Here is a 14,487-nt window from a genome sequence, read left to right as displayed (position 1 = left end):
CATCCAAACCAGCGGGAGCCTGCCATGCAACGTACCGTTTTCGGCCTGGGTGCCGGCATACTTGCAGTATCCGCAGTGGCATCGACCTTGATGTTCAGCCAGCCGCAGTTCCATCATGCGGGTACTCAGGCACGCATGCCCGATACCGTGGAAATTCTCCGCCCGGTCATCCATGATCAGGCGGCACTTGATGCACTGCCCGAGGTAGGAGGCGTACGTGGCGCAGCGCAGCCGGTGGTTGCGGATGGCGAGCACGCAGAGAACGCGCAGATTGCCAACGCCACAGCGCCCGATCCAGCCCGCATGGCCAGTTTGGGCATCAGCAGTTGCGTGGATGATACCGGCACGCTGGTGTACCAGAATCGCCCGTGCTCGGGCAATCAGCATGCTGCCAGTAGCGACGACGCGCAACCGGACAACGTTGCAGCCGTGCAGGCAGATGACGACGCCCAACAGCAGCTGTAAGCCATTTTTTTTGCCGCGGTGGCGCCATCTTGCGCGCCGCCCGGCCTGCAACGCGATACGAAAAATGCCGCATGAATGAAATCCTTGTGTTTGCTACTTGAAACTTTTCCGTTCCAAGGCCATCTTATTGCTGCGGACCGACCGCAAACATCATTCAGGAGAACATCTCATGCAATTGAACACCGCCACCTACGGCGGCGAATCGCTGGCCGTAGAGCGTAACAAGGTACTGCGCAACACCTATTCGCTGCTCGCCCTCTCGATGTTGCCTACCGCTGCCGGTGCATTGCTGGGGATTTCGATCGGGTTCCACATGACCGGCTGGATGGGCTTGCTGATTTTCATGGCTGTCGCCTTCGGCTCCTTCTATGCCATTGAAAAAACCAAGGAAAGCGCGCTTGGCGTGTTCATCCTGCTGGGCTTTACCGGCTTCATGGGTCTGTGGCTGTCGCAAATGCTGCAGGTCGCGTTGAAGTTCTCGAACGGCGGCGAGATGATCACCATGGCCGCGGTTGGCACTGCGGCGATTTTCTTTTCGCTGTCGGCCGTAGCGACCATCACCAAGAAGGATTTTTCCTTCTTGGGTAAATTCCTGTTCATCGGTCTGGTGATGGTGATCCTGGCTGCGATTGCAAATATCTTCTTCGCCATCCCGGCGCTTTCGCTGGCGATTTCCGCCGTCGCACTGATCATTTTCTCGGCCTACATTTTGTATGACGTAAGCCGTATAGTGAACGGTGGCGAGACCAACTATGTCAGCGCCACGCTGCAACTGTATCTGGACGTGTACAACGTCTTTGTCAGCCTGCTCAACATCCTGATGATGCTGACCGGCCGCCGCGATTGATTGCTGCGCGATACACGCTGTAATGAAAACGCCACCTCCGGGTGGCGTTTTTTCATCCCTTGGTTATTCCGTATGGGGTGGATGCGTGCATCCGCGCTATCCTGCAAGCATGCGCATCAAGCTGCTTCTCAACCGTTATCTTGGCCAGTGGCCCTGGCTGCTTGCGTACGCCGCCATCGCGCTGACACTGGTTGCGCTGGTCGGCTACACCTGGCTGGCCGAGCATCAGGCTCGCGTGCAGCGCGAAAATACCATGATGCAGGATCTGCTCTGGCAGGAGCAGGGCATCCGCCTGTATCTGCAAACCAATCAGAACGCGCTGGAAAACCTCGCCTATGGTCTGGCCGCCGGCGCCATCCGCCCGCCGGATTTCAATGTCCGTGCCGATGCACTGATGAAAGCCAGCCCGGAGCTGGTTGCGGTCGAGCATATCGATCTCACCGGTCGCCGCATGGGTGGCCTGCCGGTGTACAGCGACCGGCCCAGTCGCCTGCCGGCGCTCGATAGCCAGGCAGTGCGCGAAGGCATCGATGGCGCGGCCACGTTGGGTTACCCGATCTACAGCAACATCATCGAAGGCGATACGCCCGCAGCGATGCTGATCGTGCCTTATTTCCACGGCACCGTGTATCAAGGGGCAGTGCTGGCCAGCTACTCGCTGCCGCAGCTATTGCAGCAGCGGATTCCGTGGTGGATGGTGCAGCGTTACGATCTGGCGCTGCTGGATGGCCGTGACGGCGTGATTGCACCGTACGATGCCGTCGAGCCCAGCGGCGCCATCACCCGCAAGATCGCTTTCGATCCGCCCGGCCATGGCTTGTCGTTGCGCGCCAGCGTGCGCGTGCAGCCCACCAGTTGGTCATTGCCGGCGCTCGTGTTTGCCGTCGCCGTGCTGCTGGCACTGTTGCTGTGGGCGCTGTCGCAGGTGCGGCGGCGCATGCGCGAACGGCAGGCGGCCGAAGTGGCGCTGCACGATGAAATCCGCTTCCGCGCCGCAATGGAGCACTCGCTGATCACCGGCTTGCGCGCCATGGATACCGAAGGGCGGCTGATTTACGTGAACCCCGCTTTCTGCAAGATGGTGGGCTGGCGCAGCGAGGAGTTGCTGAATCTGGTGCCGCCATTCCCGTTCTGGCCGCCGGAGGAGCTCACGCGTTGTGCATCGGTGTATCAGGCGATTCTCAATGGCCAGTCGCCATCGAATGGTTTTCAGCTGCGTTTCATGAAAAAGGATGGCGAGCGCTTCGATGTGCGCCTGTACGCCTCCAAGCTGGTGGACGGCCGTGGCGAGCATCGCGGCTGGATGGCATCGCTGTACGACGTTACCGAAGTCAAACGCGAGCGCGAAGCGCTGGCCGCATCGCGCTCGCAGCTGCGCGCCGTGCTGGAGGGGCTGGAGGCGGCGGTATCGGTCACCGATGCGCATACCGGCCAGCTGCTGTACCGCAACCGGCACCACGCCACTACCTTCGTACTGCCGGTGGATGGCGAGTATTGCCTGCTGACGCTGTTGCCGGGCGATGCCCAGTACGCCGAGTGCTGTGATCCGGTGGATGGCCGCTGGTACAGCGTGCAGCGCCGCAGTCTGGATTGGGTGGATGGCCGCTCGGTATGGCTCGATATCGCTACCGACGTTACCGAGATGCGCCTGGCTGCCGAGGAAACCCGCATCCGCAACGAGCGGTTGCAGCACACCGCACGGCTGGTGAGCATGGGCGAACTGGCATCCAGCCTGGCGCACGAGCTCAACCAGCCGCTGGCCGCCATTGCCAGCTATGCGGCCGCGGGCGATGGCTTGCTGGGGGCGGAGCCACCGGCCTTTTCCCGCGCGCGCGAGGTACTCACCAAAATTGGCGATCAGGCGCGCCGTGCCGGGCAGATCATCCGCGGTATCCGCGATTTTGCCGCCAAGCGCGCACCGCGCGAGGAGCGCTGCCAGATCGATGCCTTGCTGGCGGTGCCGCTGCAGCTGCTGGAGCCGCTGGCGCGCAAGGCACACGTACGTATCATCGTCGACCTGCCGGGCGATTTGCCGGTATTCGTCGGCGATAGCGTGATGCTGGAGCAGGTATTGTTCAACCTGCTCAAGAACGGCGTCGAAGCCATGGAAACCATGCCCGGCAAGCGTGAAATCCGCGTTACCGCCGTCCGCGATGGCGATGCGCTGGAAGTCAGCATTGCCGACCGCGGCCCCGGCTTGGCAGAGCCGGGCAATCTGTTCCAGCCGTTCTACAGTACCAAGGCAGAGGGCATGGGTATCGGCCTGAATATCTGCCGCTCGGTACTGGAACAGCACAAAGGTCATTTACGCGCCGAGCCCAACCCGGGCGGCGGTTTGCGTTTTGTTTGCCGGATACCGTTGCCGGCCAAGATTGAAAAAACCGAGAAGGAAGTATACTGATGCGCCCCATTGCCATCATTGATGACGATATTGCCGTACGTGATTCGCTGGCCATGCTGTTTGAAACCCGCCACTGGCCCAGCCTGGGATTCGAATCGGCGGAAGACTTTCTGGGGGCTGCCAATCCGGCGGATTTCGGCTGTCTGGTGGTCGATGTGCGCATGACGGGCATGACCGGGCTGGAGCTGTTTGCCGAACTGAAAACCGCCAGTTACCTGCCGCCTGTCCTTTTTCTGACTGGCCATGGCGATGTGCCGATGGCGGTGGCGGCGATCAAGGATGGCGCTGCGGATTTCCTCGAAAAACCGTTCGACCATCGCGTACTGGTCAGTAAGGTAGAACAATATCTGGAAACGGACCGCATCGAGCGGGGTGACTGGGAAGTGCGCCAGCACCTGGCGGAGCGGCTGTCCAGCCTGACCCCGCGCGAGCGTGACGTGCTGCGCGAGCTGCTGGTCGGCCGGCTCAACAAGCAGATTGCCGATGTGCTCGATATCAGTATCAAGACCGTGGAAGTACACCGTGCCCGCATCTATTCCAAGCTGCGCGTGCGCTCGGGCGTGGAGCTTGCTGCGTTGCTGCGCGATGTGGACTGGGAAAAAGTCGGCGCATGATGTTTCTGCAAGGGCGGGGCGGCCTGCTGGCCCGGCTGTTCATCGCACTTGCAGGGGGTTACCCCGCTACTGGCCACCCAGTTGCAGGGTGTAACCCGCGCTGCTGCCGCCCAGGCTTGCCATCAAAGGTGCAAATAGCGCTTCCTGACCCTTGGCGGGAACGAAATGCAACTGCCCTTGTGGTTTGCCGCCGGGTTTGATGACCCCTTGTCCGTCGATGTGCAGGATGCCCTGCAAAGGGCGCATTTTCCAGGCAATCCCCTCCGGCTTGCGCTGTGTATCCACCCGGTAGCTGCCAAACGGATTGGCCTGAGGGGTCAGCATTGCGTGGGCATCGCTCAGCGTCAATACCACGCCGTCCCAGTCATGCTCACTGGCTGCTTTCGCCTGTATTGCCAGATTGCCGCCTATCTGCAAAGGCGCCATTTTTGCATCCAGCGCCAGCAACGGTGCCAGTGGCAACAATACATCGACGTTTTCAGCCTTCAGCCCGCCCAGTTCAAGGCCGAGCAACGCATGCCCGGTAGTCTGGTTGTGCAGGGTGGAAATCTGCCATGCAAGCTTGCCGCGCAACAGCTCGGCAGCTTGCCAGTCCCAGCGCAGGTCGGAAACCAGCAACTGGCCATTGGCGCCAAACTGCGCGGCTTGTCCATGCCACAGCGTGCCGCGGACGTCTCCCGCCTGCCAGGGCTTGGGCAGGAACCCGATGAACAGGCTGGCTGGCATGCGTACGATCAGGAACAGCATCAGGAATACGCCGCCCAGCCAGAGAATTTTCTTCGTACGCACCTTAGCGCCCCACGATCATGGACAGTTGCAATTGTCCGGCTACACCGGCCAGCCGTGTTTCCTCGAGTCGCAGGCCGGCACCACGCTCCAGCGCGGTAATCAGTTGCAGCGCCTTGGCGCCATCGAGCTGGCCGGCTGCAAGCTTGAGTTTTTCCTGCGGCAGCGCTTGCAGATCCGCCTTGATGCCATAACGGTCCAACTGCGCCTGCACTGTGCTGCGCAAGTCACCATCGTTGTTCTGGCTGCCGCCGCCCTGCGTTTTCAACAATGCGATGCCCTGTTGCAATTCAATCAGGTTGCGCTGTTGCTGCGGCAGCTGTCTTTTCAGTTTGTCCTGGGCGTTGGCCAGCGGTTGCCACAGCACGCCATAGGCGAACGCCACAAGCAGCACCAACGCACAGGCGATCAGCATTTGTCTTTCGCGCGTATCGCGCGCTTGCCAGAAAGTCAGCAGGGTTTGCTTGAGCGCATTCATCGGCTTTTCTCGCTCAGGGTAATCACGTTCTTGCCGCCTTCGTTGGTAAGCGCCGCATTGAAGCCGGCAGCGATCAGTTTGCTGACTGCACTATTGGCTTCGTTGCCATTCAGGGTCAGCCTGAGCGCGCCATCACGGAAATCCAGTGCGCTCAGCTGTATATCGCTATCGAGCGCACCTTCGATACGGGCCAGCCAGTCACTGAGTTTCTGGCTACCGCCATCTTGCGACAAGCCGGCGGCACGCAGCTTGCTCGCAAGCTGCAGCACCGGATCAACAATGGGCTCGCCGGGAAACGCGGCAGCGAAACTCTGGCGTACTTCTCTTTGTAATGCCGTGGTGGTGGAACGCAATTGCCACCATTGCCCCAACTGGGCAAGGTAAAGCACAGCCAGCAGCACGCCGCCCAAGCAGGCCAGGCGACGCAATGGCTTCCAGTCGATATCCATCACTGCGGTACGTCGGGCAAATTCGCCATGCAGCAATTCGATCGGGTTGGGTAGAGGCGTTTGCAGCAAATCTAGCCAGCTCAGTGTTTGCAGTGCAGCGCCGTCTGGTAGCAGCACATGCGCATCGGCATCGTGATCCAGCCGGGCGGCTTCACCATCCGGCGACAACAGCAGGCCCCCGGCGGCCAATGGCAGCCAGCGCCATGCTTGTGTTGCGGGAACCAGGTCGATCAATGCGTAACCGGCAATCACGGTGCGGCCGGCGGCCTGGCAGTGGGCTTGCCAAGTGCGCAGCCAATGCTTGTCACAGCCGTGGACCTGTGTGGCGCCGTCACGCGCCTGACGGGTGGCCAAGTGCAGCGTATCGGTATTGACCAGCATCCGGTCTTCCAGTGCATGGCGTATCAGGGGTAGCAGCTTGTGTTGCGGGCGGCGCGGCAACGTCAGCTGATAGCTTGCCAGCTGTGGTGGTGCCAGCAGCAGCGTGGTGCGCATCGCGGCGGGCAGCGCAGCCAGCGCTGCAAGTCCTTGCTGGTTGCTGTCCGGTGCAAACCATTGCAATGGTTGCTCTATGTCTGCCGATTCGGGCAGCACCACAAAAAGGCGGGGAAAACTGGAGGCGGAAAGGGGCTCGGTCACGGTCCGTCGCAATAGGTAGGCTTGCAGGCAATCATCGGGCGGAAGTATGACACAGCGGGCAGCCCGGATGCCAAGCATCCGGGCCATGCGCACGGCGGGAGGACCGTGCCGGGGTGATTACTTCAGGGTTTGCAGATACTTGTCTGCATCCAGCGCCGCCTGGCAACCGGATGCTGCCGAAGTGACTGCCTGGCGATAGATGTGGTCCTGCACGTCCCCGGCGGCAAACACACCCGGAATACTGGTAGCGGTTGCGCCGCCCTCGCGGCCACCCTTGGTGATGAGGTAACCAGTGCCATCCATCTCCAGTTGGCCCTTGAACAGGTCGGTATTGGGCTTGTGACCGATGGCGATGAATACGCCGGTCAGTGCCAGTTCGCGCGTGCTGCCGTCCACGGTGGACTTCAGGCGGATACCGGTGGCGCCCGTTGCATCGCCCAGCACTTCGTCCAGCGTGCTGTTCAGTGCCAGCGTGATCTTGCCGGCCTCGACCGCTTCTTTCAGGTGATCAACCAGAATCGCTTCCGCGCGGAAGGTTTCGCGGCGATGCACCAGCGTGACGTGACTGGCAATATTCGCCAGATACAACGCTTCTTCGACCGCGGTATTGCCGCCGCCCACCACGGCCACTTTCTGGCCGCGATAGAAGAAACCGTCGCAAGTAGCGCAAGCAGACACACCTTGGCCAGCAAAGGCTTCCTCGGATGGCAGGCCCAGATATTGCGCGGAAGCACCGGTGGCAATGATCAGCGCGTCGCAGGTGTATTCGCCGGAATCGCCGATCAGTTTTTTCGGGGTCGATTGCAGATCCACCGTGTGGATGTGGTCGAAGATCATTTCAGTGCCAAAGCGCTCGGCATGCTTCTGGAAGCGTGCCATCAGCTCCGGGCCTTGCACGCCTTCGGCATCGGCAGGCCAGTTGTCCACGTCCGTGGTGGTCATCAGTTGACCACCTTGTGCCAGGCCGGTTACCAGTGTGGGCTTGAGGTTGGCACGTGCGGCATAAACGGCTGCGGTATAACCGGCGGGGCCGGAGCCAAGAATGAGCAGGCGGGAGTGGGTGGTGGCCATGGTCGATGTCCTGAAAGGTGAGTGAGCGGTTCGCTGGGAATGGCGCATAGTCTAAAACGTCGGCTCCAAGGGTTCTAATCGATTTTCTCTATGAGTGCGATTGCGTCCAGGCCCGCCAGCAAACTGACTGTGCATGTTCCAGAATCTGGTGCTGGTTTGGCACATTTCAACGGATGGCCCGTGATGCCGGGCCGATATCTGCCGCATCCGGTCGGGTCGCTACAGGGACCGGCAGGTTTGCCCTTGCTTGCAGCCATGCGTTAGTCTGAGGGTTGCTGCTGTAAACCATTGCCAATGCCGCCCATCCAACCATTTCATCGCTCGCTGTTACGCACGTTTGCCGATCTCTGGCGGGCGCCGGTGCGGCGCGTGCTGTTCAAGCAGGTGTACTTCACCGGTATCGAAGCGTTGCTGCTGGTGGTCCTGATCGGCTTCGCACTGGGCGGCATCGTGGTCAGCCAGTTACACGATCAATATGGGCAAAGCCGGGAGGCCGCGTTGCGTCTGCTGGCGGTGCTGACCTTCGGCGAGCTGGCGCCCCTGTTCACCGCGCTGTTGCTGGTGGCGCGTTCCTCATCTGCGGTGGCCAGCGAACTGGCTGCAATGAAGGCGCACGGCGAGCTCGACAGCCTCACTGCGCTCGGCATACCGCTGTCTTCGTACCTGATTGCGCCACGCCTGGTGGGCATGACGATATCGTCTGCAGCGCTGGCGCTCTACCTGGCGTTGTCCGCCATGCTGGGCGGCGCTGTACTGTCGTCAGGCTGGGATATCGGCTATCAGGTATTCCAGCTGGACCGCTTTTTGCATCCGGGCATGTTGCTGACCTGTGTGGGCAAGGCGGCGCTGTTTGGTTTCGTGGCGGTTGCAGTGGCCTGCCGCATGGGCCTGAAGGCCAAACCGTATGTCACGGAAATACCCAAGGCATCTTCCCGCGCGGTGATGCGCGGGATGCTGGCTGTATTCATTCTGGATCTGGCATGGTCGCTGCTCAACTAGACCGCCAGCATGCGTTGCTGGCCGCGCTTGACGAGTGCATGATCGGGCAGCGCTATCGGCTGCCCGGGGATGATGCAGACCTGATCGCTGACGCCATTGCTGCGCTGCACGTCCAAAAGCCGGGGCAGGCCACCCGGCTGGATTTCACCACCAGCTTGCTGAGCAACCTGCGGGTGTGGGAAAACCTGATCTTGCCGGCATGGTATCACCGGCTTGCGGAGCTGCCGGAACTGGAGACGCGTGTGCTGGCTGCGCTGCAGCACCTGCAACTGAGCGAAGACGCAGTCAGAACGCTGCTCGACAGCTTGCCGGCTACCCTGGCTGTCACGCGCAAGCAGGAGCTGGTGCTGGTGCGTACGCTGGTGCTGGCGCCACGCTATATATTTGCTGATGCAGACTGGTGTGCGTGGGTGGAGCGCTCACCGTCGGTGACGGCCCTCTGGCAGGCGATATGCGAGCATTCGATCCTCCTGATGCCGGGGGGCGAAGCGGGCTTGGCACTGCCCGATGCCGCTGTGCAGGATATGGAACGGGAGCAAGGATGAAGTACTTGAAAGACAGCGATCCGCGCTTTCGCATGCTGGGGTGGCGCGCAGGCAGTTTTGCCATGCTGGCATTGGGCCTGATGGTGCTGCTGATTGTGGTGCTGGGTATCCGGCAGGGCTATTTTGTTGCCAAGACGCGTCTCAACTTCGTGGCCGAGAATGGTGCCGGGCTGCTGCCGGGCATGCAGGTGCGCCTGTCCGGCTTCAAGATCGGTGTAGTGGATACCGTGTCGCTCAATGAAGCGGCCAAGGTTGATGTCGATATGCTGGTGGAAACGCGCTACATGAAATGGGTGAAGCCCGATTCGCAGGCCATCCTGCAGCAGGATGGTTTTCTCGGCGACCATTTCATCGAGATCGTTGGCGGCTCGCCCACGCTCGCTCCGGCGGAGGATGGCAGCAAGCTCAACTTCGCGCCAGCGCTGGGGCTGGCGGATATCGCTCTCGATTTGCGCCAGCGCATCATCCCCATCATCGATTCCGCGCAGACCACGCTCGATTACGTGAATGACCCGCGCGGTGAAATACGCCAGACGCTGGTCAACCTGAAAGAATTGTCGGGCGAGGTGCGCCAGACGCGTGCCGCACTCGATCAGCTGCTGGGCAAGGTCGATCACGTGGTCGGCAGCGAATTGCCCAGAACCCTGCAGGATGCACAGAAAACACTGCAGCGCGCCGATCAGACACTGGCCGATGTGCAGGTGCGCCTGCCCAGCGTACTTGATCAGGTCGATCAGACACTGGGCCACGCCAACGACGCCGCCAGCGAGGCCGCTGCATTGATGGGCACTGCGCGCCGCGCGATGGACGAAGCCGCGCCGCGGCTGCCCAGCCTGATCCGTAATGGTGATAGCGTGGTGCGCACAGGTCGCGAGCTGCTGGATGGGGCAGCGCAGAGCTGGCCGCTGAAAAACTGGATGACGCCGCCTTCTGCATCCGCGCCACTGCCTGACAGTCGGCAATAGCCCCGAGTGCAACAATGAAAAGTCTGTTTACATTGATCCTGTCTGCTGCTGCACTGGCGTTGCTGTCCGGCTGCGCCGCGACGCCAGCAGCACCCAAGCCGGTGCGCGTGCAGGCGGCCGAAGCTGCAGTGCTTGCTGCCAACCGCGCCAGTCAGGCCGGTGCTTATGCGGACGCAACGGCGTTCTGGCGCGAGGCCGGTGTTGCCTATGCCAGCATCGACGATTGGGCCGGGCAGGGTGAAGCTGCATTGGGCTTGGCGCAAAGCCTGGTGCGCAGCGGTGAGCGCGATGAAGCAGTGCGTATCCTTTCCGGGCTGCGTGGCGATACGCTTTATCCGGCAATGGTGCGTGCGCGCGCTGCTTATCAGCAGGCGTTGTTGCAGGTGGCTACGCCGGATGTGGCCACGCAGAGCCTGGCAGAGGCACGTGCGTTGTGTGGCGTTGCATGCCCGTGGCGCAGTCGCTTCGATAACCTGGCAGCACGGCTGGCCATGCAGGCTGGCGCCTACCCGCAGGCCGCTGCATTGCTGGCGGGGGTGCTGGCCAGTGATGACCTGCCGCAGGGCGAGCGCGCCCACGCGTTGCGCCTGTCTGCAGAGCTGGCGCTGCAAGGCGGAGACCTTGCCCGCGCCCGCCAGTACATCGACGCCGCCATTGCCATCGACCGGCAATTGGCCGAGCCCGCCTACCTGATCGATGACTACGCATTCCTTCGCCGTTATGCAGGTGCTGCCGGGGATGACGTATTGGCAGGCGAGGCTGGCAGGCGCCTTCAGTCGCTGTGCGCCGCCTCCCCCGATGCCGCCGCCTGCCGCGCAGACTGAAACGTGGCTTGAGCATGTGGGCATAGTTCCGCTATAATCTTGCGTCCTGTGTCCGGATGTCCGGCTCAGGCAATCTTCCCGGTTCGCCCCTTAAGGGTGCTCTGTCTGAAAACAGGGTGTCGCGCGGATCGGTAGGCCATAACCCTTATTGGAGTTTTAGCAATGTCCATCAGCATGCGTGAAATGCTTGAAGCCGGTTGCCACTTTGGCCACCAGACCCGTTACTGGCACCCGAAGATGGGTCAATACATCTTTGGTGCACGCAACAAGATCCATATCATCAACCTCGAAAAGACACTGCCGCTGTTCGAAGACGCGCTGAAGTTCGTGCGTCGTCTGTCGGCCAACAAGGGCACCGTGCTGTTCGTGGGTACCAAGCGCCAAGCGCGCGAAATCGTTGCTGAAGAAGCGCAACGCGCCGGTTCGCCGTTCGTTGATCACCGCTGGCTCGGCGGTATGCTGACCAACTTCAAGACGGTCAAGCAATCGATCAAGCGCATGGAAGAAATCCAGGCTGTGCTGGCTGACGACAACAGCGGCTACGGCAAGAAAGAACTGCTGGACATGCAGCGCGAAGCTGAAAAGCTCGAGCGCTCGCTGGGCGGCATCAAGGACATGAAGGGTCTGCCGGACGCGATCTTCGTGATCGATACCGGTTACCAGCATGGCACCATCGTTGAAGCCAAGAAGCTGGGTATCCCGGTCATCGGCGTGGTTGATACCAACAACGACCCGCAAGGCATCGACTACATCATTCCGGGTAACGACGACTCGTCCCGCGCAATCCGCCTGTACGCCCGCGGTGTTGCAGATGCAGTGCTGGAAGGCCGCAATCAGGCTGTCCAGGAAATCGTTGCTGCAGCAGCAAGCGCAGAAGCGTAATCCGGACGCACTAGCATCCATCGAAAAAGGGGCGAACGCGCCCCTTTTTCGTAACTGACATATTTGAATGAATTCAGGAGACTGACATGGCTGAAATTACCGCAAAGATGGTTGCCGAACTGCGCGAAGCAACCGGCCTTGGCATGATGGAGTGCAAGAAGGCACTGGTCGAAACCGAAGGCGATGTAAAAAAGGCTGAAGAGCTGCTGCGCATCAAATCCGGCAACAAGGCTTCCAAGATGGCTGGCCGTACCGCCGCCGAAGGCGTGGTTGTTGCCTACATCACCGATGACAAGAAAACTGGCGCCATCGTTGAGGTGAACTGTGAAACCGACTTCGTGGGCAAGGACGAAGGCTTTGCCGCGTTCGCTCGCGCTGTTGCCAAGGCAGTGGTTGAAAGCAACCCGGCCGATGTGGAAGCACTGGCTGCCGCACCAACCGATTCGGGCGAAACCGTTGAAGACCTGCGCAAGGCCATCATTGCCAAGCTGGGCGAGAACATGACCCTGCGCCGCTTCCAGCGTTACGAAACCGCTGGCCAGCTGGCTGCCTACCTGCACGGCGCCAAGATCGGCGTGCTGGTTGACTACACCGGTGGCGACGAGCAGCTGGGCAAGGATCTGGCCATGCACATCGCTGCAGCCAAGCCGAAGGCGCTGGATGCATCGGGCGTGGATGCCGAGCTGATCGAAACCGAGCGTCGCGTTGCCATCGAGCGCGCCAAGGAAGCCGGCAAGAAAGAAGAAATGCTGGACAAGATCGCTGAAGGCACCGTGCAGAAGTTCCTGAAGGAAGTCACGCTGCTGAACCAGCCGTTCGTCAAGGACGACAAGGTCACCATCGAGCAACTGGTCAAGTCCAAATCGGCCAGCGTGAACCGCTTTGCAATGCTGGTGGTTGGCGAAGGCATCGAGAAGAAAGTGGTGGACTACGCTGCTGAAGTGGCTGCTGCAGCCCAGCTGTAAGCCTGCCGCAGGCATCGCAGCCTGCATGCAATACCCGGAACGCCGCGCGGAGACGCGCGGCGTTTCTGCGCCTGATTCCTGTCCCTGATCCTGTTCCATTCTGCAATGGCCTGCACGGATGCGCTGCCGCGCGAACCATTACACAATTGAATACTCCAACCGCCTGCTATAAGGAACCCCATATGAGCCAAGCACCCAAGTACAAACGCATTTTGCTGAAACTCTCCGGTGAAGCCCTGATGGGGGATGACAGCTACGGGATCAACCGCGCCACGATAGGTCGTATCGTCGGTGAAGTGAAAGACGTGGTTGACCTGGGCGTACAGGTTGCCATCGTGATCGGTGGCGGCAATATCTTCCGTGGCGTTGCCCCGGCTGCTGCCGGCATGGACCGCGCCACTGCGGATTACATGGGCATGCTTGCCACGGTGATGAACGCGCTGGCGCTGCAGGATGCCATGCGCCACGCCGGCATCGTCAGTCGCGTGCAGTCTGCGCTGACCATCCAGCAAGTGGCTGAACCGTATGTGCGCGGCAAGGCCATCCGCTACCTGGAAGAAAACAAGGTGGTGATCTTCGGCGCCGGTACCGGCAACCCGTTCTTCACCACCGATACCGCTGCGGCGCTGCGCGGCATGGAAATGAGTGCGGACATCGTACTCAAGGCCACCAAGGTCGATGGCGTGTATACCGATGATCCCAAGAAGAACCCGGATGCGGTACGCTATCAGACCGTCACCTTCGACGAGGCCATCGGCCGCAACCTGAAAGTGATGGATGCCACAGCATTTGCATTGTGCCGCGATCAGAAAATGAATATTTCGGTGTTCAGCATCTTCAAACCGGGTGCGCTCAAGCGCGTGGTACTTGGGGAAGACGAAGGCACGCTGGTACACTGCTAAGGTTTTCGTAGCGGCATGCCCTGTGTGGCGTGCCGGTAAACAGGCGGAAGAACCCGCCTGTTTTGTTTTGCCGCAAGGAGTTTTCCGTATGACCGCTGAAATCAGAAAAACTGCAGAATCCAAGATGCAGAAAAGCATCGAATCTTTGAAGGTCAGCCTGACCAAGGTGCGTACCGGCCGTGCGCATACCGGCTTGCTTGATCACGTGATGGTCGATTACTACGGTAATCCCACACCGATCGGCCAGGTTGCCAATATCTCGCTGATCGATTCGCGCACCATCGGCGTGCAGGCATGGGAAAAGCCCATGGTTGCCAAGGTGGAAAAAGCCATCCGTGATTCGGACCTGGGTCTGAACCCGGCTTCGATGGGCGATGTGATCCGCGTGCCGATGCCCATGCTGACCGAAGAGCGCCGCAAGGAACTGACCAAGGTCGTGCGCGTCGAGGCGGAAGACGCCCGCGTGGCAGTGCGCAACGTGCGCCGCGATGCCAACGACCAGATGAAGCGCAAGCTGAAAGACAAGGAAATTTCCGAGGACGACGAGCGTCGTGGCCAGGAAGAAATCCAGAAGTTGACCGACAGATACATCGTCGAGATCGACAAGATCTATGCCGAGAAAGAAAAAGAGCTGATGACGGTTTAAGGCCGCTGT

16 protein-coding genes are annotated in these 14,487 nt (G+C 60.7%); 12 read left to right on the top strand and 4 right to left on the bottom strand.

The window, feature by feature from the left end:
- Positions 1 to 24: 24 nt before the first annotated feature.
- The 4 genes from IGB42_RS06485 to IGB42_RS06470 all read left to right on the top strand — a co-directional run bounded on the left by IGB42_RS06485 (position 25) and on the right by IGB42_RS06470 (position 4,327).
- Complete coding sequence (locus IGB42_RS06485) at positions 25 to 465, top strand: hypothetical protein (protein WP_159668702.1); 441 nt, start codon at positions 25 to 27, stop codon at positions 463 to 465.
- A 97-nt stretch (positions 466 to 562) separates the two neighbouring features.
- Positions 563 to 1,312, top strand: coding sequence for a Bax inhibitor-1/YccA family protein (locus IGB42_RS06480; protein ID WP_236822510.1), 750 nt, complete (start codon positions 563 to 565; stop codon positions 1,310 to 1,312).
- A 109-nt stretch (positions 1,313 to 1,421) separates the two neighbouring features.
- Positions 1,422 to 3,713, top strand: a complete 2,292-nt coding sequence (locus IGB42_RS06475; RefSeq protein ID WP_159668699.1) for a PAS domain S-box protein — start codon at positions 1,422 to 1,424, stop codon at positions 3,711 to 3,713.
- Positions 3,713 to 4,327 (top strand): response regulator transcription factor, encoded by a 615-nt coding sequence (locus IGB42_RS06470; protein WP_159668696.1) that lies wholly within the window; start codon positions 3,713 to 3,715, stop codon positions 4,325 to 4,327. Before IGB42_RS06475 ends, IGB42_RS06470 begins: the two co-directional genes overlap by 1 nt.
- 66 nt (positions 4,328 to 4,393) lie before the next feature.
- On the opposite strand, the gene gspN is transcribed toward IGB42_RS06470, so the two are convergent.
- The 4 genes from gspN to trxB form a co-directional block, all read right to left on the bottom strand.
- A complete protein-coding gene (gene gspN, locus IGB42_RS06465) occupies positions 4,394 to 5,116 on the bottom strand; it encodes a type II secretion system protein N (RefSeq protein WP_159668693.1) in 723 nt (240 codons plus the stop codon).
- 1 nt (position 5,117) lies between these two features.
- Positions 5,118 to 5,591 (bottom strand): type II secretion system protein GspM, encoded by a 474-nt coding sequence (gene gspM / locus IGB42_RS06460; RefSeq protein ID WP_159668690.1) that lies wholly within the window; start codon positions 5,589 to 5,591, stop codon positions 5,118 to 5,120.
- Complete coding sequence (gene gspL / locus IGB42_RS06455) at positions 5,588 to 6,679, bottom strand: type II secretion system protein GspL (protein WP_159668687.1); 1,092 nt, start codon at positions 6,677 to 6,679, stop codon at positions 5,588 to 5,590. Before gspL ends, gspM begins: the two co-directional genes overlap by 4 nt.
- Before the next feature lie 117 nt (positions 6,680 to 6,796).
- Complete coding sequence (gene trxB / locus IGB42_RS06450; protein WP_159668684.1) at positions 6,797 to 7,750, bottom strand: thioredoxin-disulfide reductase; 954 nt, start codon at positions 7,748 to 7,750, stop codon at positions 6,797 to 6,799.
- Positions 7,751 to 8,044: 294 nt separating this feature from the next.
- On the opposite strand from trxB, the gene IGB42_RS06445 reads away from it, so the two are divergent.
- From IGB42_RS06445 to frr, 8 genes are all read left to right on the top strand, one after another.
- On the top strand, positions 8,045 to 8,749 hold the full coding sequence (locus IGB42_RS06445) for an ABC transporter permease (RefSeq protein WP_159668681.1): 705 nt from the start codon (positions 8,045 to 8,047) through the stop codon (positions 8,747 to 8,749).
- Positions 8,731 to 9,294 (top strand): hypothetical protein, encoded by a 564-nt coding sequence (locus IGB42_RS06440; protein WP_159668678.1) that lies wholly within the window; start codon positions 8,731 to 8,733, stop codon positions 9,292 to 9,294. The genes IGB42_RS06445 and IGB42_RS06440 overlap by 19 nt, the downstream gene beginning before the upstream one ends.
- A complete protein-coding gene (locus IGB42_RS06435) occupies positions 9,291 to 10,259 on the top strand; it encodes an MlaD family protein (protein ID WP_159668675.1) in 969 nt (322 codons plus the stop codon). The genes IGB42_RS06440 and IGB42_RS06435 overlap by 4 nt, the downstream gene beginning before the upstream one ends.
- Positions 10,260 to 10,273: 14 nt before the next feature.
- Positions 10,274 to 11,083: a hypothetical protein gene (locus IGB42_RS06430; RefSeq protein WP_159668672.1), complete on the top strand. Its 810-nt coding sequence runs from the start codon at positions 10,274 to 10,276 to the stop codon at positions 11,081 to 11,083.
- A 162-nt stretch (positions 11,084 to 11,245) separates the two neighbouring features.
- Complete coding sequence (gene rpsB / locus IGB42_RS06425) at positions 11,246 to 11,965, top strand: 30S ribosomal protein S2 (protein ID WP_159668669.1); 720 nt, start codon at positions 11,246 to 11,248, stop codon at positions 11,963 to 11,965.
- An 86-nt stretch (positions 11,966 to 12,051) separates the two neighbouring features.
- Complete coding sequence (gene tsf, locus IGB42_RS06420) at positions 12,052 to 12,930, top strand: translation elongation factor Ts (RefSeq protein WP_159668667.1); 879 nt, start codon at positions 12,052 to 12,054, stop codon at positions 12,928 to 12,930.
- A gap of 182 nt (positions 12,931 to 13,112) precedes the next feature.
- Positions 13,113 to 13,832, top strand: coding sequence for a UMP kinase (gene pyrH / locus IGB42_RS06415; RefSeq protein ID WP_159668664.1), 720 nt, complete (start codon positions 13,113 to 13,115; stop codon positions 13,830 to 13,832).
- An 88-nt stretch (positions 13,833 to 13,920) separates the two neighbouring features.
- Positions 13,921 to 14,478: a ribosome recycling factor gene (frr, locus tag IGB42_RS06410; RefSeq protein ID WP_159668661.1), complete on the top strand. Its 558-nt coding sequence runs from the start codon at positions 13,921 to 13,923 to the stop codon at positions 14,476 to 14,478.
- Positions 14,479 to 14,487: the final 9 nt, after the last annotated feature.

The organism is Andreprevotia sp. IGB-42 (genome assembly GCF_009848685.1).
Classification (GTDB): Bacteria; Pseudomonadota; Gammaproteobacteria; order Burkholderiales; family Chitinibacteraceae; genus Andreprevotia.
This window is presented reverse-complemented; position numbering and strand designations above follow the sequence as displayed.

Bases quoted from the DNA above. Each gene is read 5' to 3' on its own strand.
- IGB42_RS06485 (WP_159668702.1), top strand. From the start codon at position 25: ATGCAACGTACCGTTTTCGGCCTGGGTGCCGGCATACTTGCAGTATCC.
- IGB42_RS06475 (WP_159668699.1), top strand. From the start codon at position 1,422: ATGCGCATCAAGCTGCTTCTCAACCGTTATCTTGGCCAGTGGCCCTGG.
- IGB42_RS06470 (WP_159668696.1), top strand. From the start codon at position 3,713: ATGCGCCCCATTGCCATCATTGATGACGATATTGCCGTACGTGATTCG.
- gspM (WP_159668690.1), bottom strand. From the start codon at position 5,591: ATGAATGCGCTCAAGCAAACCCTGCTGACTTTCTGGCAAGCGCGCGAT.
- trxB (WP_159668684.1), bottom strand. From the start codon at position 7,750: ATGGCCACCACCCACTCCCGCCTGCTCATTCTTGGCTCCGGCCCCGCC.
- IGB42_RS06445 (WP_159668681.1), top strand. From the start codon at position 8,045: ATGCCGCCCATCCAACCATTTCATCGCTCGCTGTTACGCACGTTTGCC.
- IGB42_RS06440 (WP_159668678.1), top strand. From the start codon at position 8,731: ATGGTCGCTGCTCAACTAGACCGCCAGCATGCGTTGCTGGCCGCGCTT.
- IGB42_RS06435 (WP_159668675.1), top strand. From the start codon at position 9,291: ATGAAGTACTTGAAAGACAGCGATCCGCGCTTTCGCATGCTGGGGTGG.
- IGB42_RS06430 (WP_159668672.1), top strand. From the start codon at position 10,274: ATGAAAAGTCTGTTTACATTGATCCTGTCTGCTGCTGCACTGGCGTTG.
- rpsB (WP_159668669.1), top strand. From the start codon at position 11,246: ATGTCCATCAGCATGCGTGAAATGCTTGAAGCCGGTTGCCACTTTGGC.
- tsf (WP_159668667.1), top strand. From the start codon at position 12,052: ATGGCTGAAATTACCGCAAAGATGGTTGCCGAACTGCGCGAAGCAACC.
- pyrH (WP_159668664.1), top strand. From the start codon at position 13,113: ATGAGCCAAGCACCCAAGTACAAACGCATTTTGCTGAAACTCTCCGGT.
- frr (WP_159668661.1), top strand. From the start codon at position 13,921: ATGACCGCTGAAATCAGAAAAACTGCAGAATCCAAGATGCAGAAAAGC.